Source organism: Actinomadura spongiicola, assembly GCF_003432485.1.
GTDB classification, from domain to species: Bacteria; Actinomycetota; Actinomycetes; order Streptosporangiales; family Streptosporangiaceae; genus Spirillospora; species Spirillospora spongiicola.
The window spans coordinates 516040-541429 of record NZ_QVNQ01000006.1 but is presented as its reverse complement, the minus strand read 5'-3'; the positions used below and the strand labels follow the sequence as shown (position 1 = coordinate 541429).

Sequence of the window (25390 nt, the reverse complement as noted above, 5' to 3'; positions counted from 1 at the left end):
TGTGCCAGCGCATCTGCGCGCTCAACGCCGCAATCTGGCACAACTGGCTGATCGACGCCCCGGTCAAACGGTCACTGATCCCCTACGACCACTGACAAGAACCCAACAACTCCCATCAACGATCTAGGCCACGTTGGCCCAGGGCTGCTATCAGGGCCTGAAACGCGTCCCCCTCGCGTTGGCTGTTGCGTGGGTTTGCGTCCGGTGTCGGGAGACTTGGCGGAACAGTCATCGGGGTCCTTCGGTCATCCTCGCGGGGTTGTTTGAGGTGGGGTTCTACTTGTGATCTTGCTGGTCAGAAGCGCTGTGGCTGGTGATTGATATTCAAAGTACGAGTATAGTACTTAAAGTACAAGCCACTTGCCGTACTTGCGCCGCACAATAAGTACTGGTCTTGTGGAGGTCGACGAAGGAGGGTGCCGATGTTCGGCTTGGTGGTCCGGTTCACCTGCAAGGACGAGGCGAGTGCTGACGCGTTCGATGAGCTGGTGGGCGAGACGATCGGAAAGATCGAGACGCAAGAACCAGGCACGCTGATCTATGCGGTGCATAGGGTCGACGGGCATCCTCTTCAGCGGATCTTCTATGAGCTGTACCGGGACCGGGCGGCCTTCGATGCCCACGAGGATCAGGAGCACGTCAAGCGGTTCCTCGGCGCCCGTGAGGAGTTGCTGGCCTCTGTGGAGGTCGACTGGTTGGACCTTCAGGCAGGCAAGGGAACGGACGGTTGCGGTGAGCACTGAGTATCAGCGGGCTCTCGGGCGGCGCATCGCTCAAGAACGCAAGCGGCGGGGGCTGTCTCAGCCTGAGCTGGCGCGGTTGATCGATCGGTCGGTGGCCTGGGTCTCGCAGGTCGAACGCGGCGTGCGCAAGGTCGACCGGATGTCGGTCTTGGAGAAGGTCGCCGAAGCGCTTGAACTGCCGCTGTCGGAGTTGGCGGCTGAGGCTCCGGTGGTGGCAGCGTCGGCGGAGGAACTGCCCGGGTCGGCTGGTCTGCGGCTGGTCTTGTCGGGTGCTCACTCGCTGCGGGCCATGCTGCATTCAGCTCCCGTCCCACCCACGGCAGAGATCAAGCCGCGGGTGGATCGCGCCTGGGAACTGGCCCATGAGAGCAAGTACGTCGAGTTGGCGGACTTGCTGCGGGGCCTGGTGCCAGCGCTTGAGTCCGCGGTGCGGTCGGCGCCGGAAGAGCGGCGCGCAGAGTTGTTCGATCTGCTGGCGGTGACGTATCAGGCGTGTTCGGCGGCGCTGTCCAAGCTTGGTGAACCAGAGGCGGCCTGGATCGCCGCCGACCGGGCCATCGTGGCGGGCGAGCGTGCGGGAGACGCGCTGATGATGGCGGCCGGTGCCTTCCGGCTCGGGTTCGTCTTCCTTGGGGCGCGGCACTTCGAGCAGGCGGAGGAGAACGCTCGGACGGCTGCCGAGGCGCTGTGGTTCCTGGTCGACCAGGGCAGGCAAGAGGCCATGTCTTTGTGGGGTGGGCTGACACTGCAACGGGCTGTGGTCGCTTCCCGGCTTAATCAGGCGGACCTTGCCTATGAGCATCTAGCGCGGGCTCGGGAGGTTGCCGAACGGCTCGGAGATGGTCGTAACGACTACAACACCGAGTTCGGTCCGGCGAACGTCGTTCTCCATGAGGTCGCCGTGGCGGTTGAGGTGGGGGACGCCGGTCATGCGCTCCGGGTCGGGGCCGAGGTGGACGCCTCGACGCTGTCGGCGGAGCGTCGGGCGCGGCTGCAAATCGACTTGGCGCGTGCCCACGCCCAGCGGCGTCAGGTCGATGAGGCCGTTGCGGCTCTGCTGGACGCCGAGTCGATCACGCCGGAGCAGATAAGGAACCACCGAATCGTGCGTCAGGTCGTGTCCGATCTACTGACCATGCAGGATCCCCCCTCCTCTGACCTGCGAGAACTCGCCGACAGGGTGGGCGCGTAGAAAAAGTACGTGTCCTAGTACTAGAAGTACTAGCGAAAACTCTGAGTACTGGGTAGCGTTCGTGTTGACGCTGAAGCACTCCTGATGGAGGTGAAGGCCCAACACGAACGCTCTTCGCGTTTCAGGGGCGGGAAGGCCGCTCTTGGACGGCAAAACAGGCCACATATGAAAGTGGCCTGAGCGGGAGACCCGCCCAGGCCGGATGCGGTTAGCACCCTAGTTGGCGCTTCGATGCTACCTCGTTCGTCCTGCTGGCGCGTGACTCCCTCGGTTCCGTAACGCCTGCTCATCAGGCGAACGAGAGGTGTACTCAGCATGCGCAACATTCCTGTCGACATCTCCGCCATGACCTTCGTGTGCGTGTCCCCGCCGCGGCCCAAGCTGGTCAGTCAGGAGACAGGAGAGGTCAAGACCGACCGCAACGGGCAGACGGTGTTCACGGTCGGGTTGTCGGTCGCCGATGCCACGGGCCGTGTCGAGCTGCTCAATGTGGCGGTGGCGGGGGATCAGTCGGTGACGATCGGGGAGATCGTGACCCCGGTCGGGCTGGTGGCGTTCCCGTGGGAGGCGGTTCTCGGGGGTGAGAAGCGGTGGGGTGTGGCCTTCCGCGCCGACCGGATCGTGCCGGTGTCTGCGGCCGGTGCCGTTGACTCGTCCGCTGCGGCGGACGTGGCCTGAGCGGCGGTCCGGCGATGAGTGACATGGTGGTGGTGCTCGGGGCCCTGGCAGTTGCGGCGGTCAGGCTCTGGGCCTGGCGCAGGTGGCACCCGGTGTCGTTCTGGTACGGCGTCGAGTTCCCGACCCGTGCGGTGTCGGTGTACTTGACGTGGCATCACGTCTCGTCCGGCTGCCGGTTGACCCGTAAGCGGCAGCGGTTCCGGCTCACGCTGGATGCCGTCCCGGTCGTCGGGGCCGCGTCCCGGTCCACGGCGACCGTCGTGCAGAAGCGGCGGGTGCGGCGCGTCGATGTCGAGCGGGCTCCCCGCCTGGGTCTGCTACGGCCTACCCGGCTCGGCTGGCGGGTGCGGCTTCGGCTGCATGACGGACAGGTGCCCGAGGACTACGAGAAGGCGGCTGAGGGCATCGCGCACGCGTGGCGGGTTCACTCGGTGCGGGTGGTCGATGTGCAGCCCGGGTTCGTGACGCTGTGGGCGACCCTGCGTGACCCGCTGGTGGACGTGGTCACCGAGCCGGAGACGGGCGAGTTGCTGCGGGTGCGGCCCGGCAGGCTGGAGAACGGACACGACTGGGTGATCGACTTTCGTGTGATGCCGCACTGGCTCAACGCAGGGGCGACTCAGTCGGGCAAATCCAACCTTGCCAACGCCCTGATCAAGGGTCTGGCTCCTCAGCCGGTGGCGTTGGTCGGGTTCGATCTCAAGGGTGGTGTGGAGTTCACTCCGTACGCGCCTCGGTTGTCGGCGCTGGCCACGACGCGCAAAGAGTCCGTCGACCTGCTGTCTGACCTGGTGGGCGAAGTGGAAAACCGGATGGCGCTGTGTCGTGAGAACGGGGCGCGCAACGTCTGGACGTTGCCCGAAGCGCTCCGGCGGATTCCCGTCGTCGTGCTGGTCGATGAGGTCGCCGAGTTGTTCCTGATGGCGGACAAGTCGGAGAAGGATGAGGTGGCCAGGACGGCTACGGCCCTGCTGCGGCTGGCGCAACTGGGGCGGGCGTTCGCGGTCTACCTCGTCGTCTGCGGCCAACGCATCGGCTCTGACCTGGGGCCCGGCGTCACCGCGCTACGGGCACAACTGTCGGGGCGGGTGTGTCACCGGGTCAACGATCCGGAGACGGCGAACATGACCCTCGGCGACCTTGACCCGGCCGCGTTGGACGTGGCCCGCGCGATACCGGCGGAGACGCCGGGGGTGTGTGTGGTGGCCGGTCAAGACGGCTCCTGGCAGCGTGCCCGGTCGGTGTACGTCCCCGAATCGGCGGCCGAACAAGCGGCCCGTGACTACGCCCACCTGACCCCGGACTGGGACACGCTCATCAACTCCGTCCCGACCGTGCGACCGGCCGCGTAACCGGCCCGGCTCCCTTTCCCTCCCCTTCTTCCGGCTCGGTGTGAGCCACCCATCACGCCAGGTCCCTATCCGATCCATGCCCGAAACCGTCCCTTGGAGGTCCGATGGTCGCCCGCGTCCGTGTCCTTCGTCCCCGTCCCCGTCCGCGTCCCCGGTTCGTCGTCGTGCCGTCCTCCCCGTCCGGGTCCTCGGTGTCATCGTCCTCGGGTTCGTCCTGGTCGGGGTCGGTGTCGTCCTGGGATGTGTGGCCGGTCGGAGTCGAGTGGGATGACATCCGTTCTCTGCACGTCGCCCGGTGCCAGCGGTGCGCCGAGTCGTTCGCTTCGCCCCAGGCCGGGGAGGTCGACGACTGGGCCGACACCCACCGCTGTGACCCCGAACTGGTCGCGCTGCTGGCTCTGGTCACCTCTGGGCGGGCGGCATGACCCGCCGATTGTTCGCCGCTGTGGCCGATTCGGGGCCGGTGGTGGTGCTGGCGGGGATCGCGGCGGCAGGGTCATTCACCCATATCCGCGACACGGCCACCGAACACGGTCAACGGGGCTGGATGGCCTGGGCTATCGCGGTGTGCATCGACCTGACCTGTGTCATGGCCGCAGGGGAACGCCAGCGAGACAAGCGCACCGGACGCGACACCGGGCCCCTGTCGTGGCCGACCCTCGTCCTGGTCGGCGGGATCCTGCTCTCGCTGGCCGCGAACCTGGCCCAAGCCGACCCCTCGGTCTGGGGCTGGATCACCGCGGGCACACCGGCGGGCGCGTTCCTGGTCGCGGTCTCCATGCTGGAGCGCAGGAAGATCGCCAAGCCTGCCGGGCTTGCGGACTCCTCCGTCTCGGGCGTTCTGGCCGTCCCGGACTCCTTCGGCCACCCGTCCCCGTCCTCGTCCGGCTCGTCGGCCGTCCCGTCCGCTCCCGGCCCTGAGAGGACCGGCGGCGAGGACGAGCAGGGCGGCCAGACCTCCATCCCGGTCCCCGTCGAACCGTCCGCCTCGCCCTCGTCGTCCTCAGCGGGCGCGGTGGGGCCCCTGGTCGACTTCGCGCGCCGCGTCGCTGCCGAACACCACACCGAACACGGACGCCCGATCACCCGTGACGCACTGCGCGCCCGGCTCGGGGTGTCCAACCAACTCGCCTCGGACCTGCTCCGCCAACTCCGCACCGAAACCGCATCCCTCACCTGACCACTGGAGGAACCCGCAATGACCGAACACACCAACCCCACCGGCCAGACGCCCCTCATCGTGCCCGCTGACCCGGTCGCCCGGCATCGGCTCATCATCGGCCTGCGCGCGCTGGCGGTCTTCCTGGAAGCCAACCCGGCGGTGCCGGTCAACACGTGCGGCAACGATCTGCTGGTCAGCGTCCGCGCGGGTGACGACGCCTCGTCGGCTGCGGTGGTCGACCAGGTGGCGGCGCTGCTGGGCGTCAAGGTCGCCGACGACACCGACCAGGGCGGGCACTACACCGCCAACCGCGACTTCGGCGGCATCTCCTACCGCATCGTGCACATCCCCGACCAGCGACGCCGCGAGCATCACGCCCTCAACAGCTACCGGCCCAACATCGTCCTGGACACCACCCCCCATAGCGACGACCAGGACGCCGGGTGGGCTGCCTGATGACCAACCGGCGGCCGTGCTCGCTGCCCGCGCCTTCCTGCCCCCTCTGGCTCGTCGTGGGCTGGGCGTGCGGCACCTGCGGCGGGGGCGGCGTCGCCTCCGACGGCTCCGCCTGTCCCGACTGCAACGGTCACGGCCACACCTGACAGGAGATCACCCGATGTTCTTGCGCCGCTGCGGCTTCGCCTGCTTCTGGCTCGTCCTGGGCCTGTTCCTGGTCCGCCAACCCGAAACCGCCGCACACACCGTCCGCGCCCTCATCGGCGGCCTGGCCCTGATCGCCGACGCTCTCTCACGATTCGTCACGGCCTTCTGATTTCGCCCCCGGCGCGGCGCCGAGCCGCCAAGCAAACAACGCCGCGCCGGGGCCCGTCCCCAACCCGCGTCCACGGATAGGGAGACCCGTTCATCGTGCCCCACCCTGCCCCTTACGTCACCGACCTAGCGGCCCGTGACATGGCGGCCCGCTACAACCGGACCGACTTCCGTGCCTGGGCGCGCCGCGCGCACTCAACCGGCGGGTGCGCCCAACCCGTCCACCTACGCGGCCGCATCACCCACCTGGACCCGGCCACCGGCGAGGTTCTTCACCACTACACGACCGCACGCGAACCCGGCGGCGTGCTGCGCGTGGCGTGCAAGACCCGGCGAGCCTCCCGCTGCCCCCCCCTGCGCCGAGACTTACCGCGCCGACACCTACCAACTCATCCGCGCCGGACTGGTCGGCGGCAAAGGCGTGCCCACCACGGTCACCGCGCATCCGGCCGCGTTCGTCACCCTCACGGCGCCTTCGTTCGGGCCGGTGCACTCCCGGCGGACGGGTGCCGGTGGTGGGGTGATGGCGTGCCGTCCACGGCGAGACGGCGGAACCTGCCCACACGGGCGGCCGGTGTCGTGCACGGTCCGGCACGCGGCCGATGACACGCGGCTCGGACAACCGCTGTGCCCGGACTGCTTCGACTACGCCGGGGCCGTGCTGTGGAACGCCCACGCCCCCGAACTATGGCGCCGCTTCACCATGGCCTTTCGCCGCTACCTCGCACGGTCGGCGGGCCTGCGGGTCGCAGACCTGCGTGAGGCGCTCACGGTGTCGTTCGCCAAGGTCGCCGAATACCAGCGGCGCGGCCTGGTCCACTTCCACGCCGTCATCCGCCTGGACGGCCCCGGCGGCCCGGACGCCACCCCGCCGTCCTGGGCCACCCTCGACCTGATCAAGGCGGCGGTGGATCATGCCGCCGGAGCGGTGGCGGTGTCGACTTCGGCGGCGGGCGACGTCCCGGCCAAGACCCACGTGTGGGGTTCCCAGATCGATGTTCGACCGATCACCACCACCGGAGATCTGACCGATACCGCGGTGGCGGGCTACATCGCCAAGTACGCCACCAAGGCAGCCGAATGCGTCGGCACCCTCGACCGCCGCATCCGCCCCACCGACGACCCGGCCGACCTACCGGTGTCCGGACACGCGCGGCGGCTCATCACCGAATGCTTGCGCCTGGCCGCCCTGGAGGAATTCGCCGGCCTGCGGCTGGCCGAATGGGCACACATGCTCGGCTTCCGCGGCCACTTCTCCACCAAATCCCGCCACTACTCGGTCACCCTCGGCCGCCTACGCGCAGACCGCATCGAACACAACCGCCGCCAACACGACATCTCAACTGGCCGCCTCCCCTTCGACGACGACCAGGTCCTCGTCATCGCCCACTGGCGCTACCTCGGCCAAGGAATGACACCCGGCGAGGCCCTGCTAACGGCTGCCCTCACCGGCAAACCCCTGCCCACACTCACCACCGGCACAGAGAGGCGCACGTGCCCAAACTCCTCTTGACCGTCCCGGAGGCCGCTCAAGCGCTGGCCATCTCCCGCAGCAAGCTCTACGAACTCCTCGCCTCCGGCGCCGTCCGCTCCATCCGGATCGACGGCTCTCGCCGCGTCCCATTCGACGCCCTCACCGACTACATCAACACCCTGATGAAAGAGGCTGCCTGATGCCCACAACCGCACTCGCCGACCCCGAGGAACCGCGCAAACCGTCCAAGAAGACCAGCAAGAACCGTCCCAGGCTACGCGACGGCGTCATGAAGCGCGGCAAGACCTGGTCCTACGTCATCCGCGTCCCCGACCCCGAAACCGGCGTCTCGAAGCCCAAGTGGGTCGGTGGGTTCCGCACCGAGGAGGACGCCAAGGAGGCCCGCGACGAAGCACGGGTGAGAGCACGACGCGGCGAGTACATCGACCGCAACGCCGTCACCGTGGGCGAGTACCTCGACGAGTGGCTCGACGCTCATGCCGTCGAGATCAAGCCCAAGACGCTTGCCAACTATCGGCACCTGATCGAACGGCACGTCAAGCCCAACATCGGCGGCCTGCGGCTCCAAGCCGTCCGGCCCGGCCAGATCACCAAGTTCTACCGCGACCTCGTCACCACCGGCGGGCAGGACGGTACGGGGCTCTCCCCTCGAACCGTCGCGCATGTCCACTCGGTGCTCCGGAAGGCGTTCGGTGACGCGGTTCGGGTGGATGAGCTGATCCCGTCCAACCCCACGGAGCGCGCCAAGCGGCCTCGGCTTCACCAAGGGGAACCTGGGGACGTCTGGACGACAACGCAGCTTCGGACGTTCCTCGACGGTGCCAAGGAACACCGGCTGTTCACCTTCTACCGGCTGGCGGCGTACACCGGCGCGCGGCGTGGGGAGCTGCTCAACCTGCGGTGGCGTGACGTCGACCTTGACCGCGCGTCCGTCCACATCAAGGGGTCGGCCTCGTTCATCGCTGGCGAACGCATCGAGGGCACGACCAAGAGCGGCCGGTCCCGCGTCGTCAGCCTCGACGCCGGGACCGTCGACGTCCTCAAGTCGCACCGTAAGCGCCAGCTCGCCGACAAGCTCAAGCTCGGCAAGTCTTAAAAGGGTGCCGACAAAGAAGCGGACGGGTACGTCTTCGCCACCGGATGGGGAGAGCCCGTCCATCCTGACACCGTCTCGTCGCTGATGGCCGCGCTGATCAAAGCCCACAACGGCGGGGAGGGTGTCGAGCCGCTCCCCCATGCTCGGCTTCACGACCTGCGGCACGTCCACGCGACGACGCTGCTCCTGGCGGGTGTTCCCGTTCATGTGGTGGCCGCGCGGCTCGGGCACGCCGACCCGGCGATCACGCTTCGGGTCTACGCGCACGTAATCAATGAGCAGCTCGCCGAGGCGGCGGACATCTTCGCGGGGCGGGTCGCCGGTGCGGCGTAGGAGCCGCTGTTAGCAAACCTGTTAGCAAGAAGCCCCCTTCCTTGATCGGAAGGGGGCTTTGACGTGGGAGCCGGCGAGGGGACTTGAACCCCTAACCTTCTGTTTACAAGACAGATGCTCTGCCAATTGAGCTACGCCGGCTGGTTCGTCCCGCATCGTAGTCGACTCGGTGGGGGGCTTGCGCGGGAGTTCTTCTCAGGAGCGGCCTTGGGGAGGCTGGTCTTGGTGGGGCGTCGGCGACGGGGGTCGTGATCTCGGCGGATCGGGGCAGGGGGGAAGTATGACGTTGTACGTGCTCAACATGATTCAGCCTGTGGGTGAGGTGCCGCCGCCGGAGGTTCTGGGGCCGGTGATGGCGGAGCTCGCGGAGATCCGGAGGGATCTGGAGTCGCAGGAGGCGTGGGTGTTCGGGAGACGGTTGCACGGGCCCGAGGAGAGCACCGTGGTGCGGCTCAGGGATGAGGAGGTGGTCGCTACCGACGGGCCCTGGGTGGAGAGCGAGGAGCACGTCGGGGGGATCGTCATCGTCGAGGTGAAGGATCTGGACGCGGCGTTGAAGGTGGCGGCGCGGTATGTCCGGGTTACGGGGTTGCCGATGGAGGTGCGGCCGTTCCAGGGCTGAGGTGGTGGTTCGGGGGCGGCTGACGGGTGGCGGCTTGGCCGGCTACCAGGGCTCCTAGGGCGATGGTGAAGCCGACCAGCTGCCAGGGGGTGAGCGTTTGGCTGAGGATGAGGAGGCCGGCGAGGGTGGCTACCAGGGGGTTGGTGAGGCCCAGGAGGGAGACTGAGGTGGCGGGGAGGCGGTCGATGCCGCGGAACCAGAGGGCGTATGCGATCGCGGTGCCGATCAGGCCTAGGTAGGCGAAGCCTAGGACGTTCTCGCCGTCGATGGTTGGCGGGACGCCTTCGAAGGCGAGGGTGAGGGGGGCGAGGACCAGGCCGCCGACGGTGAGTTGCCAGGCGGTCATGACGAGGGGTGAATCGGGGCGGCCCCACTTCTTGGCCAGGACGATCGCGGTCGCCATCAGGGACGTCGCGGTGAGCATGGCGGCGATGCCCAGCGGGTCTAGGCGGGCTTCGGCGGTCAGGGTGAGGAGTGCGACGCCGCCGGTTCCGGCGAGGGCCGCGTACAGGACGGCGCGGGTGGGGCGGATGCCCAGGACGCCGAGGGACAGCAGTGCCACGATGAGCGGCTGGACGGAGCCGATCGTGGAGGCGACACCGCCGGGCAGCCGGTAGGCGGCGAAGAAGATCAACGGGAAGAAGGCGCCGAAGTTCAGCAGGCCGAGGACGATCGACTTCCACCACCAGTCGCCGCGCGGGAGGCGGTGGGTGACGGCGAGGAGGACGAGGCCGGCGGGCAGGGCGCGGAGCGTGGCCGCGAGCAGGGGACGGTCGGGGGGCAGCATCGTGGTCGTGACGACGTACGTGGTGCCCCAGCTGGCGGGGGCGAAGGCGGCCAGGGCGAGGTCGGTGGCGTAGCGGGCCCGCAGGGCCCGGGGTGCCGCGACGGCGGTCATCGATGTCACCTCTCAACGTCCAACGCATACGTGAACATCAAGCTTCTGAACGTTGAGATTATTCCCGTGAAGGTTCAGGGGCGCCGGCGGCTGACCTCGTACAGGGCGATTCCGGCGGCGACGCCGGCGTTGAGCGACTCCGCCGTGCCCGGCATCGGGATCATGACGAGTAGGTCGCATGTTTCGGCGACCAGACGTCCTAGACCCTTGCCCTCTGAGCCGATGACCAGCACGAACGGCCCGGAGGCGACCTCCAGGTCGGCGACGGTGACCTCGCCGTGGGCGTCGAGGCCGGCGACGAAACAGCCTGCTTTCTGGTACGCCTTGAGCTGACGGGTGAGGTTCGTCGCCTGGGCGACGGGGACGGTCGCCAGGGTGCCCGCGGACGACTTCCATGTTCCCGCGGTGACTCCGGCCGCGCGCCGCTCGGGGACGACGACGCCGGACGCGCCGAACGCCGCCGCGGACCGGACGATCGCGCCGAGGTTGCGCGGGTCCGTGATGCCGTCCACCGCGACGATCAGCGGCGCCGGGCCGGTGAGCAGGTCGTCGGGGTGCGCGTACCGGTACGGCTTGACCTGGAGCGCGATGCCCTGGTGGACGGCGCCGTCGGTGAGCCGGTCGAGTTCGGGTCGCGCGGTCTCCAGCAGCGGGATCCGCCGGTCGGCGGCCAGTTGGATCGACTCGCGGACGCGTTCGTCTGTGCCGGACGTCACGTACAGCGCGGTTCCGGGAACCCCGGCTCTGAGTGCTTCGACGACCGGGTTGCGTCCTGTGACCAGTTCGGGGACCTCGCCGGAGGCGCGGCGCGCGCCCGCCGGACGGCCCGTTCCGGGACGGCCCGGGCGTTCGCGGGACTCCGCCTTCAGGCGGCTGCCCGGGCCGAGCGTCGACGTGCCGGTGCGCTTGGCGCTCTTGACGGCGCGCGCCTTCTGGCGCTTGCCGTACCAGTGCCGGTCCTCGGCCTTGGGAGTCGGTCCCTTGCCCTTGCGCTTGGCCATGATCAGGTGGCTCCCTGGCTACGGTTCGCCCGCCCGGCGGCGGCTTGAATCGCGGCAGCGTACCCCCGCGAACGTTCGATTTTATCCGCCGCGCACGACCTCAGTCGCGCTTCAGCTCCCAGCGGGGGCCCTGCGGGGTGTCCTCGACGAGGATCCCGGCCTCCGCCAGGCTGTCGCGGATGGCGTCGGCGGCCGCGTAGTCCTTGCGAGCGCGGGCCGCCTGCCGCTGTTCCAGCGCGACCGCGACGAGCGCGTCCACGACGGGACGCAGGTCGTCCTCACCGGCCCGGCTCCACTGCGGCGACAGCGGGTCGACGCCGAGGACGTCCGCCATCGCCCGGACGGCGGCGAGGTGGCGGCGGACCGCGTCGTGGTCGCCGGACGCGAGCGCGCTGTTCCCCTCCCGGACGGTCTCGTGCAGCACCGCGAGCCCGTGCGGGACGCCCAGGTCGTCGTCCAGCGCGGCGGCGAACGCGGCCGGGACGGACGGTGACGGCGCGACGGCGCCCACCACCTCCGACGCCCGGGTCACGAACCCCTCGACGCGCTGGTAGGCGGAGACGGCCTCTGCCAGGGACGCGTCCGTGAAGTCCATCAGCGACCGGTAGTGCGCCGAGGCCAGGTAGTACCGGATCTCCACCGGACGGGCCTTGTCGAGCAGGTCGGGCAGCAGCACCACGTTGCCGACGGACTTGCTCATCTTCTCGCCGTCCACGGTGAGCAGCCCGTTGTGCAGCCAGTAGCGGGCGAACCCGTCACCGGCCGCCCGCGACTGGGCGATCTCGTTCTCGTGATGCGGGAAGATCAGGTCGACGCCGCCGCCGTGGATGTCGAACGTGGACCCGAGGTACCTGGTCGCCATCGCCGAGCACTCCAGGTGCCAGCCGGGCCGTCCCTCACCCCAGGGCGTCTCCCAGGACGGCTCGCCGGGCTTGGCGCCCTTCCAGAGCGCGAAGTCGCGCGGGTCGCGTTTGAGGTCCTCGTTGGGCGTGTCGCCGGCGGCCCGCAGGTTCTCCAGCCGCTGGTTCGACAGCCGGCCGTACTGGTCGGCCCAGGACGCGACATCGAAGTACACGTCGCCGCCGACCGCGTACGCGTGACCGTTGTCGATCAGGCGGCGCATCAACGTGATCATCTCCGGGACGTGCCCGGTGGCGCGCGGCTCGATCGTGGGCGGCAGGCAGCCGAGCAGGTCATAGCCCTGCGTGAAGATCCGCTGGTTGCCCTCGGCGACCGCGAACCACGGCACGCCCCGCTCCGCCGCCACGGCGATGATCTTGTCGTCGACATCGGTGACGTTGCGGGCGAACGTCACCTCGTAGCCGGACGCGCGCAGCCAGCGCAGCAGGACGTCGTAGATCACGCCCGACCGCAGATGGCCGATGTGGGGGGAGGCCTGCGGGGTGGCACCACACACGTACATCCCCACGCGGCCCTCTTCCAGGGGCTCGAACGCACGGACGCTACGGGTGCCGGTGTCGTAGAAGCGCAGACTCACAACGCACAGGCTATTGGAATTCGAGCGTGCGCAGGGTCGTTCGCGGCGGAGTCGCCCGGCCGCGGAAGGCACCGGGCTCGGCCGACCTCTTCTTCAGGATGTTTCGGTCAGGTCCCTGACCTGGTGGCACAGCACCACAAAGGCTAACGCGTCCGGCATCTGCGCGGCCACGGCCACCAGGTCCGCGCGGGGAGCGCGGGCGTGCGCGGTGACCAGACCGTTGTCGATGTCGACATCCCGGACGGCGTCCCACGGGAGTCGTTCGCCCTCCTTCTCGACGCCGTCGAGGTCGACGGTGAACGGGCCCAGCCTGACGGTCTCGCCCGCCTTCACCGCCGCGACATGGCGCGGGACGAGTCGCGCGGTCACCTCCGCGGCCACGGCCTCGCCGAGTTCCCGCACGTCCGGGACGTCGTCGCCGAGCCGCAGGACGGTCCCGTCCTCGACGACGATCGTGAAGGACCAGCGGGTGCGCTCGGCCGCGGTGTTCCGCACCCCCGACACGGTGACGGACTCCAGCTCGTCCCACGTGTAGCGGGCCTCTCCCCCGGGTCCGTCGACCACCAGACCGCCGGTGTGGAGGGACACGATCCGGCCGCGGAGGCGCGGGAGGCCACGTCCGGCGATCCAGCCGACCCCGCCCGCGAAGCCCATGGACAGGACGAGCGCCGGAACGCCCGCCCACCAGACGCGGCCGTGCAGGGCGGCGATCGCCGCGGGCACCAGCGCCAACGAGGCCACGCCGAGCAGGGCGAGCCACAACCACGTACGGCGGTCGGCGGCCCGGCCGTCGTACGTCCGGACCAACTCACCGAGACGATCTCCCGGAATCACTGCCTCCCCTCGGGATGCCGTCGTGCATACCGTACGACTCCGGTGATATCGCTCGCAGCGCTACGTGATCATTCTCAACTGCCGGGTCACCGCCGTCCCGGCTGGTTACTCTCCCCTCAAGACCCTCAGGTGCCCTTCCGGAACGAGTGACATGCCTTCTGACCCGACCCGGCCAACTTTCACCACGGCGCAGCGACGGCTGCTCACGGCCCTCGCCGGCCTCATCGTCGCCGTTCTGGCGGGCGCCGCGTACGCGCTGACCTACGACGTCCTCCGCGAGCTCGCCCGCTACGGCGGTGTCGGCGACCGCTGGACGCCGCTGTACCCGGCGATCGCGGACACGCTCACCGCGATGACGATCCTGTCCCTCGTGATCACCCGGAACGCCCGCTGGTGGACGCGGCTGACGCGCTGGGCCCTGCTGCTGCTCCTCGTCGCCGGCGGTGCGGCGATCTCCGTCCAGGACTCGGTCTGGGGGATGTCGTCGCTGCCCCGCGACGCGGTCCGCGCGGGCGTGGCCGTGGCGCCGCACGTCATGCTGGTGATCGCCATCTGGCTGTGGCTGACGATGTTCAAGCAGATCCGCGTGGCGCGTCCCGCGTCCGAGGAGTCCGCGCCCGTCGAGACGCAGCGCGGCCACGTCAAGGTCCTCGAACCCGCCGTGCCCGGGCAACTGGCCCTGGAGGCCCCGGCGGACCCGGAGCCCACGACGCCGCCCGCCACCCTGGAGGAGCACGAGGAGCCGGAGGAGCACGAGGAGGAGCCGCTCATCCCGTTCGCGCCCGACGACGACCTGTCGTCCGAGCCCGAGCCCCCGCCGCTGGAGACGCTTCCGGAGCCGCGGCGACCCGTGGAGACCGCGCCCGCGCTGCTGCCGACCGACGTCGAACTGGTCACCACGCGGGCCCGTGACGACACCGAGAGGCGCGCGGTCGCGTCGACGACGCGTCCCGACATCGTCGTGCCCGCCCTTGAGGCGGGTGCCGTCGAAGACGCCGACGAGGACGACGGCCCGCCTCCCGACCGCGCCGAGGACCCCGACGGCGGAGACGTGAACCCGCCGCCGTCGTCGAACTTCCGCAGCGGCCCCACCCCGCCCGCCGACTGAGGATCGGCGTGACAGGCCCGGGGCCCGGGGTAGTGAAGCGCCATGGGCGCCCTACTCGCCCGGCTGATCGACGACGCCGCGCTCTGCCCACCGGGCCGCGCCCCGATGGACGAGGCGCTGGCGGCCCACCGCGACGCCGGACATGACCCGGCCGTCGGACGGCTCCTGTGCCCCGCGTCGCGGTTCGCCGAACTGCGGGCCCGGCTCGTCCCCGAAGACCTGCTCGACCTCGGCGTGGTCGCCGACGCCGGGTTCGACGGGCTGCCGGAGACCCTGGACGCCGTCCACGCCGAACCCCGGGTCCGGCCGTCCGCGGTCCGGATCGCGTTGCCCGGGGACGCCGACCAGGCCCGCGCCGCCGCCGTGACGATCGCCCGGCTCCCGCCCGGAGTGCCCGCCCACATCGAGGTGCGGCGCTCCCCCGGATGGCGGGACGCGCTCGACCGCGTCCGCGCCGCCCGCGACCACGGCGCCCCGCTCGCCGCCGCGTTCCGCGCCACCGGACCGCCCACCGAACTCGCCGCCTCCATCGCGGCGTGCGCGGCACGCGACCTGGCGTTCACCTGCGCGGCCGCGGACCACCACCCGCACATCCTGCTCGCCACCGCCCTCGCCGCGACGGGCGAACAGGACGTCCGCCGGACACTCGAACGCACCGACGTTCGAGGCCTCACCGCCGAGCTGCGCGCGCTGACCGAAACCGAGGCCCTGGCGACGCGCCGCCTCCTGCTCGCGTTCAGCGCCCCCGATGTCGGCGCGGCCCTGACGCGACTGAACCCGGCGGCCCCCTGACCCCGTTTCTCCACTGGATGAAAAGCACCCCGAAGGGAAGATATGGCTCCATGACGACCGACACGTGGGTTGAGGGCGGTTCGGACGGCGGCTTCGGCGTGGAGAACCTGCCCTACGGGATCTTCTCCCGGCCGGGTGAGCTGCCCCGCGCGGGCGCGGCCATCGGCGGCCACGTCCTCGACCTGGCGGCGATGTCCGCGGCGGGCCTGGTGGAGGACCGCCGCTACTTCGCGTCCGGTTCGCTCAACGCCTTCATGGTGGCGGGACGCGCCGCCTGGGAGGCCAACCGCACGCGTCTCGTCGAGCTGCTCACCGACGAGGCGTACCGCGACCGGGTCGAGCCGCACCTCATCCCGGTCACCGACGTCGAACTGCTCCGCCCCTTCGAGGTCGCGGACTACGTCGACTTCTACTCCTCCGAGCACCACGCCCGGAACACCGGACGGATCTTCCGGCCCCGGGACGAGCCGCTGCCGTCCAACTGGAAGCGGCTGCCCGTCGCCTACCACGGGCGGTCCGGGACCGTGTACCCGTCCGGGACGCCGATCATCCGCCCGTGCGGGCAGCGCCGGACACCGGGCGAGCCGGAGCCGACGTTCGGCCCGTCGCTCCGGCTCGACTTCGAGGCGGAGGTCGGGTTCGTCGCGGGCGTCCCCTCCGTCGCCGGACGCGGCGTCCCGACCGGCGCGTTCCGCGACCACGTGTTCGGGGTCGTGCTGCTGAACGACTGGAGCGCCCGCGACCTCCAGGCGTGGGAGTCACGGCCGCTCGGCCCGTTCCTCGGCAAGTCGTTCGCGACGTCGATCTCCTCCTGGGTGGTCCCGCTGGCGGCGCTGGAGCCCGCCCGCGTGTCACCGCCCGTCCAGGACCCGGCCCCGCTCCCCTACCTCCGGTGCGACGAGCCGTGGGGCCTCGACCTGCACCTGGAGGTCCTGATCAACGGCCGGGTCGCGTCCCGTCCGCCGTTCGCGTCGATGTACTGGACGCCGCCGCAGCAGCTCGCCCACGCCACCGTCAACGGCGCCCCGCTGCGCACCGGCGACCTGTTCGGCTCCGGGACGGTCTCGGGCCCCGATCCCGACCAGCGCGGCTGCATGCTGGAACTCAGCTGGGACGGTCGCGAACCCCTGAAACTCGACGACGGCACCGAACGCTCCTTCCTGGAGGACGGCGACACGGTCACGATCCGCGCCCAGGCCCCCGGAGCGTCCGGCTCCCGCATCTCCCTCGGCGAAGTGACCGGCACCGTCCACCCACCCCACTGAGCACTCCGATACGGCGGTCAAGATGTCCGCCGTGCGGGCGTTTCGGGTTAGAAGGTTGGGACGACCAGGGCGGTGGCGATGGCGGCGAGGCCCTCGCCGCGGCCGGTCAGGCCGAGGCCGTCCGTGGTGGTGGCGGAGACTGTGACAAGGACGCCGCCGAGGGCCTCGGTCAGGGTCTTCTCCGCCTCGGTGCGGCGCTTGCCGATCTTCGGGCGGTTGCCGATGATCTGGATGGCGACGTTGCCGATGGCGAAGCCCGCCTCGTCCACGAGGCGGGCGACCTCGCGGAGGAGGGTGACCCCGGGGGCGCCCGACCAGCGGGGGTCGGCGGTGCCGAAGACGGCGCCGACGTCGCCGAGGCCGCAGGCCGACAGGAGGGCGTCGCAGGCGGCGTGCGCGGCGACGTCGCCATCGGAGTGTCCGGCCAGGCCGTGGCCTTCGTCCGGCCAGTGCAGCCCGGCGACCCACAGGGGGCGGGGCTGGGACGAGAACGGGTGGACGTCGGTTCCGACGCCCACCCGGGGAAGCCTTGCGCTCAAGTTCGGCGGCCGTTCAGCTGGCCAAAACCTCGTCGAGCAGAGCCTCTGCCTTGTCCTCGTTGGTCTTCTCGGCGAGCGCGAGCTCGCTGACCAGAATCTGGCGCGCCTTGGCCAGCATGCGCTTCTCGCCGGCCGACAAACCGCGTTCCTTGTCGCGCCGCCACAGATCACGGACGACCTCGGCGACTTTGTTCACATCGCCGGACGCGAGCTTCTCAAGGTTCGCCTTGTACCGGCGGGACCAGTTGGTGGGTTCCTCGGTGTAGGGGGCGCGCAGCACCTCGAACACCTTCTCCAGACCCTCCTGGCCGACGACGTCACGGACGCCCACGTCCTCGACGTTCTCGACCGGGACCTGCACTGTCAGGTCGCCCTTGTCGACCTTCAAGACCAGATAGGTCTTTTCCTCACCTTTGATGGTGCGAGTCTCGATGGCCTCGATCCGAGCAGCCCCATGGTGGGGGTAGACGACGGTGTCGCCGACCTGGAAAGTCATGTGACAAGTACCCCTTCCGCTAGAACCAGGGTACCACGCAAACGAGCGTGGCTGAACCGACCTTCCAGACAAATGCGCAGGTCAACCCCCATATTGAGGGATTGACAAAGCCCTTTAATGGTGCATCGGCGCCCTGTTCTCCGTACTCAGGGTAGCCGAGGGGCCACCGTGGTCCCGCCGGTTCGTCATTACCGGTAACGGGTCGCCGGTTACAAGTATCCCTCCTGCCGGTCGCGCGGATGCGTTCCATACTGGAGGTGAACATGCCGGATGGTCCGGGTACGAAGCGCCCGGAAGGGTCCGAATTGGACGACGGCCCGGCCGCGGTTCGGGTCGCCGGACCCACCGCGGACCGCCTCGGCGAAGCGAGGACGGAGGTACGGCGTGAGGCCGGACGGCGACGGCCCGGAGCCCGATGACTACGGGCTGCCCCGCGTGGACGTCGTCGTGCCCGATGACGCCCGTGAACTCGAACGCGACGTCGTCGCCTACCGCAAGGAGGAGCGCCGCCGCCGTCGCAGGGAGCGGTACCGTCGCCTCGGCCGCCCGCTGACCCGGTTCGGCATCGCGATCCCGATCATCGCTGGCGCGTTGCTCATCGCGTTGCTGAGCGGTGTCCTGATGACCGCGTTCGGGCCGCGTCCGGCGCCCCGGCCGACCGGCGCCCAGCTCGCGCCGCGCCCGACCGCGAGCCCCGGCAAGATCGGCGGGCTGCTTCCGGAGGGCGGTGTCGACGAGGTCACCGGCGAGCGGACGCCCACGCGGCTGCGCGAGCTGCGCCCCGGAGTGATCGGCATCGTGCCGCCCGCGTACGAATGCGAAAGTGTGGTGGCCGACCTCGCGGGCAGGACGCAGAAGAACGAGCTGGACTTCTACCTGGTCGCCGATCCCCGTCCGGTCGGCGGCAAGAAGGGGATGTCGCTGAAGGACCTGAAGGCGTGCGCGGGCACCGCCCACAACGGCATCCCGCTGATCCTCGAAGATTCCAAGGCGTTGCTCGCCACCGCCTACACGCGGCCGCCGGGCACGCCCGGGTGGACGGGCACCGGCATCACCGCCGTCTTCGTGCAGCCCGACGGCGTGGTCAACGACGTCGTCCAGGCACCGAGACCCGGGCCGGAACTCGACGAGAAGATCAGGGCGCTGACGTCGGGCTGACAGGCGGGCCGACGGTCGGGTGGCGAGGATTCCGCCGCGGTGGCGTGTCGGGTACCCCGAAGAGGGGTTTCCGGTCATGTCTCGCTACGCTTCCCCTGGCGTCTGCGACGCCGCTCTCAGATTCTCACCGAACACATTCGCGAGGAGACCGACGCCGTGATTGGAAACAGCCGTCGAATGGTCGTGCTCGCCGTCGCGGGCGCCGTCGCCATCGCGCCGGTGATCTCCGGCTGCGGCGCCGGCAGCGACCCCCAGTCCGCCGCCCCGACGCAGCTGACCGACGGCGTCAACGTCTCGGTTCCGAAGGACGAGCCCGCGGCGACGCAGATCGCTCTGCGCAACATGTTCCTGCTGGGCCCGAAGCCCGGACAGCCCATCTCGCCCGGGTCGTCGCTGGCGCTCTACGGCGCGATGATCAACCAGGTCAAGGGCAGGCAGGACCGGCTGGTGTCGGTCAGCTCACCGGCCTTCGGCTCCGCGAAGATCGACGGCGGTGGGCTGGTGCTGCCGCCCGCCGCGCCGGACGGCACCGGCAGCCTGGTCAAGTTGCTCGGCAAGACGTCGGAGAAGCCCGCTCCGGCACAGCCGTCCTCCCCCGCCCCCACGACGACGGGCGGCGGGACCGAGCAGCCGGGCGGGACCGAGCAGCCGGGCGGCACCCCGTCCGGGCAGCCGTCCGCGCCCGCGACGTCGCCGGAGCCCACCGGCGCGACCGCGACGCCCGGGCCGACCGGTGCCGGGCAGGAGCCCGCCGAGAGCCCGACGTCGGAGAACACGGCGGCCGGGCCGCGGCGGACCGGCCCTTCGGCCACCCCGGCCGGTGAGCAGCCGCTCGTGGTGCTGACGGGCCTCAGGCAGGAACTGCTCGCCGGTGTCAGGGTGCCCGTGCGGTTGCAGTTCGAGAAGGCGGGCGCCGTCGAGTTCTCGGTGCCGATCGTCCCGCAGCAGGACGAGTACAACAGCTACCCGCTGGCGAGCCCCGTCGGCCAGACTCCGGGAGCACCGGGCGGCGGCCCCACGCCGACCACGGGCACGGAGCCGACGCAGAGCGGAGCGCCCCAGCAGCCTGGGGCGAGCCAGTCACCCGGCGAGTCCCCGGGCGGCGAGCAGTCCCCCGGCGCGGGGCAGACCCCCGGCGGCGGGCACTGACGCCTCCAACGCGGCACAGAGGTAAGGGCCCGTCCGTTCGGACGGGCCCTTACCTCTGTCATCAGGGTTCGAACTTGTAGCCCAGGCCGCGGACGGTGACGATGTACCGCGGCGAGGACGGCACTTCCTCGATCTTGGCGCGGAGGCGTTTGATGTGGACGTCCAGGGTCTTGGTGTCCCCGACGTAGTCGGCGCCCCACACGCGGTCGATGAGCTGCATCCGGGTCAGGACACGGCCCGCGTTGCGCAGCAGCACCTCCAGCAGCTCGAACTCCTTGAGCGGGAGCTGGACGGGTTCGCCGCCGACGCTGACGACGTGCCGTTCCACGTCCATCCGCACCGGGCCCGCCTCCAGGGTCGCCGGGGCCAGGTCCTCGACCTCTCCCTGGCGGCGCAGCACGGCCCGCATCCGGGCGATCAGCTCGCGGGTGGAGAACGGCTTGGTGACGTAGTCGTCGGCGCCGAGCTCCAGCCCGACGACCTTGTCGACCTCGCTGTCCTTGGCGGTCAGCATGATGACGGGAACGCTGGACTTGGCGCGCAGCTCCCGGCACACCTCCGTCCCGGGCAGCCCGGGGAGCATCAGGTCGAGGAGCACGAGGTCGGCACCGTTGCGCTCGAAGATGTCCAGCGCGTCGGGGCCGGTGGCGGCGACCGCCACCTCGAAGCCCTCCTTGCGCAGGTTGTACGACAGTGCGTCGCTGAACGACTCCTCGTCTTCCACGACGAGTACGCGGGTCACGGTGTTGCCTCCCGGGCGATGTTTTCCATGGTCTTCCCCGCGTCCGCGTCTACTTCCGCGTCCGCGCCTGTGGCCGCGTCGACGCCTCTCGTGGCGGCCGCGTCACCGGCGACCGTCGTGCTCGCCCTCGCGTGCATCTCGGGGGGACGAGGTGGGGCGTCGAGCAACGGCAGCCGGATCGTGAACGTCGACCCGTGCCCTTCCTTGCTCCATACGATGACGTCGCCGCCGTGCTTGCTGGTGACGTGCTTGACGATGGCGAGTCCGAGGCCGGTGCCGCCGGTCTGCCGGGACCGGGCCGGATCGACCCGGTAGAAACGCTCGAAGATCCGTTCCACCTCTCCGTCCGGTATGCCGATGCCCTGGTCGGTCACGTTGACCTCGACGTGCCCGTCGTCGCGCCGTCGGGTCGCGACGACGACCCGGGTGTTCTCGGGGCTGTAGGCGACGGCGTTGTCGACGAGGTTGCGCAGCGCGGTGACGAGGAGTTCCTGGTCTCCGCGGACGCGCAGGCCGTCCTCGCCGCCGGTGGCGAGTTCGATGTCCTTGGCGGACGCCTTGGTCCGGCAGCGTTCCAGCGCCTCGGTGGTCACGTCGTCGAGGGTGACGGGCCGCAGCGCGGGCAGCGGCTCGTCTCCCTGGACGCGTGACAGCGTCATGAGGTCCTGGACGAGGTTGGTCAGGCGCACCGACTCGTACTGCATGCGTCCGGCGAACCGCCGGACGGCCTCCGGGTCCTCGGCGGCGACCTCGACCGTCTCCGCCAGCAGCGACAGGGCGCCGACGGGCGTCTTCAGCTCGTGGCTGACGTTGGCGACGAAGTCGCGGCGGATCGCCTCCGTGCGGTGCATGTCCGTGAGGTCCTCGGCGAGGACGAGGACGAGCCCGTGCGAGCCGAGGGGGGCGACCCGGACCGCGAACCAGCGTCCGTCCGCCCGGCTCCGGACGCTCGTCGGCCCGACCTGGATCTCGGTCTCCCGGATCTCTCCGTCCCGCCGGACGAGCCGCGCCATCGCGAGCACCTCGTCCACGACGAGCCGGTCGCCGCTGACGATGCCGAACGCCCGCGCGGCGGAACTGGCGCGCAGCACCCGGTCCTCGGCGTCCACCACGACCGCCGAGGAGCGCAGGACGCTGAGCACGGACGCGACGCCCGGCGGCAGACCGCCGACCGGCGCCGCGGGTACGGCGGGTTGCCGGGCACGCTCGCTCACCTGCACCGCCAATCCCGTCGCGAGTCCGACCGCGAGCCCGGCGAGCCCGGTCAGGATCGCGACAATCTCGACCTCCACACCACGGATCGTAGGCGGCCCACGGCGCAGGTCCACACCATCGCGCAGGTCATGGGCATCTCGTTCCCTGAAAGTTCACCTTGTTTCTCGGACGCGTTCACGGCGGGCAGGCAGGCTGTGGCGTGGGCGAGTCCGCCCGGACACCCCCGAACATCGCCCGGTTCACCCCGATTTGCACCACTTCCGGCAGGCGGCTGCCCGGCGCCCCGTACAGAAGGAACCCCGAAATTGCGCGACGCGTACCACGAGGAACTCGACTCCCTCTCCGACCGGCTCGTGGAGATGACCCGGCTCGTCCGTTCCGCGATGGCCCGCGCGGTCACGGCGCTGCTGGACGCCGACCTGCGCATGGCCGAGGACGTGATCAGCGGGGACGAGCAGGTCAACAAGATCGACGCGGAGATCGAGGAGACCGTGTTCGATCTGATGGCCCGCCAGCAGCCCGTCGCCGGTGACCTGCGCACCCTGATCACGGCGCTGCGGATGAGCGGTGACCTGGAACGCATGGGCGACCTCGCCGTCCACATCGCCAAGACCGCGCGCCGCCGCCACCCCGAGTCGGCCGTGCCGCCGGAGCTCCAGGCCACCGTCCTGGAGATGGGCCAGATCGCCGAACGGATGATCGCCAAGACGGGCAGCGTGATCGCGTCCCAGGACGTCGAGATGGGCCTCGAACTCGACGCCGACGACGACCAGATGGACCGGCTGCACCGCCGCCTCTTCGACCTGATGCTGTCGCCCCGCTGGAAGCACGGCGTGGAACCGGCCGTCGACATCTCCCTCGCGGGCCGCTACTTCGAGCGCTTCGCCGACCACGCCGTCCACGTGGCGGAGAACGTCGTCTACCTGGTGACGGGCCAGCGCGCGGAGGAGATCAACGACCCGGCCTGACCAGGCGACCGGGCGGCGGGACGCCGCTGCCGGTAACGCACCGGCCGGCGGCGTTGAGCGCCGCCGACGAGGTGCCGGGCCCTTGGACCAGCCGGGTGGTCCAGCGCGGCCGGCACGAGGACCTGCCGGCGGTATCGGGACCTGTGGACGCGCCCTGCGAGATGGCCCCTGACGGGCCACGGGACACCGGTCGGCCCGTCGACCCGGCCGGACGCGGCGACGAGGTGGACGTGGCCGCCGTGCTCCGCCCGCGGCCCGTCCCGTTGGAGCCGGATCAGGGCGCGCCCCGGTTCGTCGGTGTCGTGTGAACCGATGGTCGTGGGGGTGTTACGGGATCTGTTCGACGCGCAGGCCCGGGACGTCCGCGTAGATGCGGGGCTTGGCGGTGATCAGCGGCCAGCGGCGCCAGCGGGCCGACCAGGCGGCCTGGGCGGCGTCCATGCCGAGGTTCGGGATCGCGGTGACCAGCAGCCCGGTCTGCTGGGCGATCACGTCGTCCAGGTCGTCCACATGGACGACCTGCATGCGCGGCAGGCGTTCCAGGACGGTGCGCCCGTGGTCGGGGACGATCTGCCAGGCGCGGGCGAGGGCGGTGGCGGGGATGACGATCGTGGCGTGCTGGGCGATGGAGGCGCGCAACCGGGCGCGCACATAGATCGTCTTTCCGGTGGCGAGGTCGAGGAGTGCGGTCGCGTCGAAGACGTGACCGGTGATCATGCGACGTCCCGGCGGTTCGGTTCCCCGCTCTCGACGAGCCGGTCGACCATGGCCTGCTCGTCGGGGCTCGGCGGGCCGAACAGGTCGTCGATGGTGGACGCGTCACGCAGGAAGGCGAGCTTGAGCCGGGCCCCGTCCGCGAGGAACCCGGACACCGAGGCGATCTTCTTGTCCTCGGCGAGCCCCTGGAGGGTGGCGGCAAGCTCGTCCGGGAGCGTGATGTTGATTCTCGCCATGCGCCCACAATACACACTCGGCGCCCCTTCAGTGTGTACTCCTGGGACGAAGGTTTGCAATGCAACGTCACGAGCGTCCTGTTAAATCCGCTTTTAGCGGCCGGAATGATCACCGTGGGTAGCGGCATGAACGACCCCTTCGGGGGCGGCGCGCTCCGTCGGCGAGGAGCGACCGGCGACACGCGCCGCTTCGGAAACCTGGTCGCGGTCCACGGACGGTGGATCGCGGCGGAGTCGTACGGCCATGTGGGTCAGGAAGAAGATGCCCGCGATCAGGTAGCAGTTGGCGACCGGGGTGATGAGCGGGTGGAATCCGTACTGGAGTGGGTGGCCGTTGTGAGGCGTCCACCACAGGGGCGCCAACACGAAGAGGACGTAGGCGCACGCGGCGATGACGCGGTCGCCGTTACGAATCAGTACCGCCAGGGCCGGGAGTATCCACACCCAGTGGTGAGCCCAGGAAATCGGTGAGACCAGGAGACCGGTGACGCCCGTGACCGCCGTGGCGGCCAGCCAGTCGCCGCGCCGCGCCCAAAGGAACGCGATCGTGAGCCCGGCAAGACCGATGGTCAATGGAACGGCGGTGTACCAGTCGCCGACTTCGGCCGTTCCTCGCAGGACGCGGGTGAGCGTGCCGTATGGGGACTGGTTGCTGATGTACGGGACACCCACCCGAGACGTGTCATAGAAGGTGTGCAGCCAATAGAGCCGGGACGCGTCGGGCGCGATGGCGTAGGCCAGAAGAGCGCAGACCGCGAAGGTTCCCGTGGCGATGAGGGCGTCTCTGGTTCGCCTCGTCACGAGGAGCAGGACGACGAATATGGCCGGAGTCAGCTTGATCGCGGTGGCGATGCCGATGCCGACTCCGGCGGGACGGCCCCGGGAGACCCGGTGCATGTCCGCGACGATGAGCGCGAGCAGGAACAGGTTGACCTGACCCTGGAAGAAGGTGTGCCACACCGGCGCCAGAAGGAGACCGAACGCCACGACGGCTCTCAGGGACGCCTGGCGACCGGTCAGTTTCAGCGTCGACGCGCACGCCCAGACGAAGGCCGACAGTGAGGCGATCTGCCAGAGGAACCGCGCGAGCGTGAGCGGCAGGGCCGCGACGGGGACGAACAGCGCGGCCATGAAAGGCGTGTTGGTATACCAGTGCGCGGCCAGCTGCTCCTTGTACAGGCGCGCGTCGTCCGCAATGGCGTGACCGCCCAGCCAGTAGATGCGGAAATCCAGTGAGTCGTACGTGACCGAGAAGACCGCGATTCCCAGGACTTCGATCGCGACGACCAACATCAACCACCGTTTCATGCGCCAAAACGGTGGCAACGAT

General features: G+C 70.1%; 30 protein-coding genes, 1 tRNA gene and 3 pseudogenes. 22 read left to right on the top strand and 12 right to left on the bottom strand.

What is annotated here, in order from left to right; all coding sequences use genetic code 11:
* The 14 genes and pseudogenes from D0T12_RS37520 to D0T12_RS22220 all read left to right on the top strand — a co-directional run.
* Window positions 1-95 (top strand): annotated as a pseudogene (locus tag D0T12_RS37520) (IS982 family transposase); the annotation flags it as partial.
* A 327-nt stretch (window positions 96-422) separates the two neighbouring features.
* Window positions 423-743 (top strand): putative quinol monooxygenase, encoded by a 321-nt coding sequence (locus tag D0T12_RS22265; RefSeq protein WP_117401569.1) that lies wholly within the window; start codon window positions 423-425, stop codon window positions 741-743.
* Window positions 733-1935 (top strand): helix-turn-helix domain-containing protein, encoded by a 1203-nt coding sequence (locus D0T12_RS22260; protein WP_117401568.1) that lies wholly within the window; start codon window positions 733-735, stop codon window positions 1933-1935. Before D0T12_RS22265 ends, D0T12_RS22260 begins: the two co-directional genes overlap by 11 nt.
* Before the next feature lie 315 nt (window positions 1936-2250).
* Complete coding sequence (locus D0T12_RS22255) at window positions 2251-2613, top strand: SCO3933 family regulatory protein (protein ID WP_117401567.1); 363 nt, start codon at window positions 2251-2253, stop codon at window positions 2611-2613.
* Window positions 2614-2627: 14 nt separating this feature from the next.
* Window positions 2628-3965: an FtsK/SpoIIIE domain-containing protein gene (locus D0T12_RS22250; RefSeq protein ID WP_117401566.1), complete on the top strand. Its 1338-nt coding sequence runs from the start codon at window positions 2628-2630 to the stop codon at window positions 3963-3965.
* 104 nt (window positions 3966-4069) lie between these two features.
* The gene (locus D0T12_RS22245) at window positions 4070-4390 is read left to right on the top strand and encodes a hypothetical protein (RefSeq protein WP_117401565.1); all 321 of its coding nucleotides are present in this window, start codon (window positions 4070-4072) and stop codon (window positions 4388-4390) included.
* Window positions 4387-5145 carry a DUF2637 domain-containing protein gene (locus D0T12_RS22240; RefSeq protein ID WP_117401564.1) on the top strand — a complete coding sequence of 253 codons (759 nt, stop codon included), beginning with the start codon at window positions 4387-4389 and terminating at the stop codon, window positions 5143-5145. The genes D0T12_RS22245 and D0T12_RS22240 overlap by 4 nt, the downstream gene beginning before the upstream one ends.
* An 18-nt stretch (window positions 5146-5163) precedes the next feature.
* Complete coding sequence (locus tag D0T12_RS22235) at window positions 5164-5583, top strand: hypothetical protein (RefSeq protein ID WP_117401563.1); 420 nt, start codon at window positions 5164-5166, stop codon at window positions 5581-5583.
* Window positions 5583-5729, top strand: coding sequence for a hypothetical protein (locus D0T12_RS35480; protein ID WP_158581584.1), 147 nt, complete (start codon window positions 5583-5585; stop codon window positions 5727-5729). The genes D0T12_RS22235 and D0T12_RS35480 overlap by 1 nt, the downstream gene beginning before the upstream one ends.
* Before the next feature lie 14 nt (window positions 5730-5743).
* Window positions 5744-5899 carry a hypothetical protein gene (locus D0T12_RS35950; RefSeq protein ID WP_199487608.1) on the top strand — a complete coding sequence of 52 codons (156 nt, stop codon included), beginning with the start codon at window positions 5744-5746 and terminating at the stop codon, window positions 5897-5899.
* Window positions 5900-6039: 140 nt separating this feature from the next.
* Window positions 6040-6192 (top strand): annotated as a pseudogene (locus D0T12_RS37180) (replication initiator); the annotation flags it as partial.
* A 97-nt stretch (window positions 6193-6289) separates the two neighbouring features.
* The gene (locus D0T12_RS22230) at window positions 6290-7411 is read left to right on the top strand and encodes a replication initiator (RefSeq protein ID WP_325050839.1); all 1122 of its coding nucleotides are present in this window, start codon (window positions 6290-6292) and stop codon (window positions 7409-7411) included.
* Window positions 7393-7572, top strand: coding sequence for an excisionase family DNA-binding protein (locus D0T12_RS22225; RefSeq protein ID WP_117401562.1), 180 nt, complete (start codon window positions 7393-7395; stop codon window positions 7570-7572). The genes D0T12_RS22230 and D0T12_RS22225 overlap by 19 nt, the downstream gene beginning before the upstream one ends.
* A pseudogene (locus D0T12_RS22220) lies at window positions 7572-8822 on the top strand (tyrosine-type recombinase/integrase). Before D0T12_RS22225 ends, D0T12_RS22220 begins: the two are co-directional and overlap by 1 nt.
* Window positions 8823-8890: 68 nt before the next feature.
* Here the strand turns inward: D0T12_RS22220 and D0T12_RS22210 are convergent.
* A tRNA-Thr gene (locus D0T12_RS22210) sits at window positions 8891-8963 on the bottom strand.
* 151 nt (window positions 8964-9114) lie between these two features.
* Here D0T12_RS22210 and D0T12_RS22205 point away from each other — a divergent pair.
* The gene (locus tag D0T12_RS22205) at window positions 9115-9444 is read left to right on the top strand and encodes a YciI family protein (protein ID WP_233526226.1); all 330 of its coding nucleotides are present in this window, start codon (window positions 9115-9117) and stop codon (window positions 9442-9444) included.
* Here the strand turns inward: D0T12_RS22205 and D0T12_RS22200 are convergent.
* The 4 genes from D0T12_RS22200 to D0T12_RS22185 all read right to left on the bottom strand — a co-directional run bounded on the left by D0T12_RS22200 (window position 9404) and on the right by D0T12_RS22185 (window position 13675).
* Window positions 9404-10342, bottom strand: a complete 939-nt coding sequence (locus tag D0T12_RS22200) for an EamA family transporter (protein WP_117401559.1) — start codon at window positions 10340-10342, stop codon at window positions 9404-9406. The genes D0T12_RS22205 and D0T12_RS22200 overlap by 41 nt on opposite strands.
* Window positions 10343-10416: 74 nt before the next feature.
* Window positions 10417-11343, bottom strand: a complete 927-nt coding sequence (gene rlmB, locus D0T12_RS22195) for a 23S rRNA (guanosine(2251)-2'-O)-methyltransferase RlmB (protein WP_117401558.1) — start codon at window positions 11341-11343, stop codon at window positions 10417-10419.
* A gap of 100 nt (window positions 11344-11443) precedes the next feature.
* Entirely contained in the window at window positions 11444-12841 is a 1398-nt protein-coding gene (gene cysS / locus D0T12_RS22190) for a cysteine--tRNA ligase (protein WP_117401557.1), read from the bottom strand.
* 93 nt (window positions 12842-12934) lie between these two features.
* On the bottom strand, window positions 12935-13675 hold the full coding sequence (locus tag D0T12_RS22185; protein WP_147339594.1) for a DUF6585 family protein: 741 nt from the start codon (window positions 13673-13675) through the stop codon (window positions 12935-12937).
* Window positions 13676-13826: 151 nt separating this feature from the next.
* On the opposite strand from D0T12_RS22185, the gene D0T12_RS22180 reads away from it, so the two are divergent.
* The 3 genes from D0T12_RS22180 to fahA are packed head-to-tail and all read left to right on the top strand — an operon-like array spanning window position 13827 to window position 16840.
* Complete coding sequence (locus D0T12_RS22180) at window positions 13827-14783, top strand: DUF2637 domain-containing protein (protein WP_117401555.1); 957 nt, start codon at window positions 13827-13829, stop codon at window positions 14781-14783.
* A 42-nt stretch (window positions 14784-14825) separates the two neighbouring features.
* A complete protein-coding gene (locus D0T12_RS22175; protein WP_117401554.1) occupies window positions 14826-15575 on the top strand; it encodes a hypothetical protein in 750 nt (249 codons plus the stop codon).
* 50 nt (window positions 15576-15625) lie between these two features.
* A complete protein-coding gene (gene fahA, locus D0T12_RS22170) occupies window positions 15626-16840 on the top strand; it encodes a fumarylacetoacetase (protein ID WP_117401553.1) in 1215 nt (404 codons plus the stop codon).
* A gap of 47 nt (window positions 16841-16887) precedes the next feature.
* Here the strand turns inward: fahA and ispF are convergent, their stop codons facing one another.
* Both ispF and D0T12_RS22160 read right to left on the bottom strand, forming a co-directional pair.
* Window positions 16888-17358: a 2-C-methyl-D-erythritol 2,4-cyclodiphosphate synthase gene (gene ispF, locus D0T12_RS22165; protein ID WP_199487606.1), complete on the bottom strand. Its 471-nt coding sequence runs from the start codon at window positions 17356-17358 to the stop codon at window positions 16888-16890.
* A 34-nt stretch (window positions 17359-17392) separates the two neighbouring features.
* The gene (locus D0T12_RS22160) at window positions 17393-17875 is read right to left on the bottom strand and encodes a CarD family transcriptional regulator (RefSeq protein WP_067459337.1); all 483 of its coding nucleotides are present in this window, start codon (window positions 17873-17875) and stop codon (window positions 17393-17395) included.
* 384 nt (window positions 17876-18259) lie between these two features.
* Here D0T12_RS22160 and D0T12_RS22155 point away from each other — a divergent pair, with 384 nt between their 5' ends.
* The gene (locus D0T12_RS22155; RefSeq protein WP_117401551.1) at window positions 18260-19033 is read left to right on the top strand and encodes a hypothetical protein; all 774 of its coding nucleotides are present in this window, start codon (window positions 18260-18262) and stop codon (window positions 19031-19033) included.
* A 156-nt stretch (window positions 19034-19189) separates the two neighbouring features.
* The gene (locus D0T12_RS22150) at window positions 19190-20182 is read left to right on the top strand and encodes a hypothetical protein (RefSeq protein WP_147339593.1); all 993 of its coding nucleotides are present in this window, start codon (window positions 19190-19192) and stop codon (window positions 20180-20182) included.
* A gap of 61 nt (window positions 20183-20243) precedes the next feature.
* Here the strand turns inward: D0T12_RS22150 and D0T12_RS22145 are convergent, their stop codons facing one another.
* Window positions 20244-20924 (bottom strand): response regulator transcription factor, encoded by a 681-nt coding sequence (locus tag D0T12_RS22145; RefSeq protein WP_117401549.1) that lies wholly within the window; start codon window positions 20922-20924, stop codon window positions 20244-20246.
* Complete coding sequence (locus tag D0T12_RS22140; protein WP_117401548.1) at window positions 20921-22216, bottom strand: sensor histidine kinase; 1296 nt, start codon at window positions 22214-22216, stop codon at window positions 20921-20923. Before D0T12_RS22140 ends, D0T12_RS22145 begins: the two co-directional genes overlap by 4 nt.
* Window positions 22217-22444: 228 nt before the next feature.
* Between D0T12_RS22140 and phoU the strand changes: the two genes are divergently transcribed.
* Together phoU and D0T12_RS35475 are read left to right on the top strand one after the other, a co-directional pair.
* The gene (gene phoU, locus D0T12_RS22135; protein ID WP_117401547.1) at window positions 22445-23107 is read left to right on the top strand and encodes a phosphate signaling complex protein PhoU; all 663 of its coding nucleotides are present in this window, start codon (window positions 22445-22447) and stop codon (window positions 23105-23107) included.
* Window positions 23108-23268: 161 nt separating this feature from the next.
* Window positions 23269-23415 (top strand): hypothetical protein, encoded by a 147-nt coding sequence (locus D0T12_RS35475; RefSeq protein WP_158581583.1) that lies wholly within the window; start codon window positions 23269-23271, stop codon window positions 23413-23415.
* A gap of 19 nt (window positions 23416-23434) precedes the next feature.
* Here D0T12_RS35475 and D0T12_RS22130 read toward each other — a convergent pair whose 3' ends face one another.
* From D0T12_RS22130 to D0T12_RS22120, 3 genes are all read right to left on the bottom strand, one after another.
* Window positions 23435-23824, bottom strand: a complete 390-nt coding sequence (locus D0T12_RS22130; protein WP_117401546.1) for a hypothetical protein — start codon at window positions 23822-23824, stop codon at window positions 23435-23437.
* A complete protein-coding gene (locus D0T12_RS22125) occupies window positions 23821-24060 on the bottom strand; it encodes a ribbon-helix-helix domain-containing protein (protein ID WP_117401545.1) in 240 nt (79 codons plus the stop codon). Before D0T12_RS22125 ends, D0T12_RS22130 begins: the two co-directional genes overlap by 4 nt.
* Window positions 24061-24153: 93 nt before the next feature.
* A complete protein-coding gene (locus D0T12_RS22120) occupies window positions 24154-25368 on the bottom strand; it encodes a glycosyltransferase 87 family protein (protein WP_117401544.1) in 1215 nt (404 codons plus the stop codon).
* Between the last annotated feature and the right edge of the window lie 22 nt (window positions 25369-25390).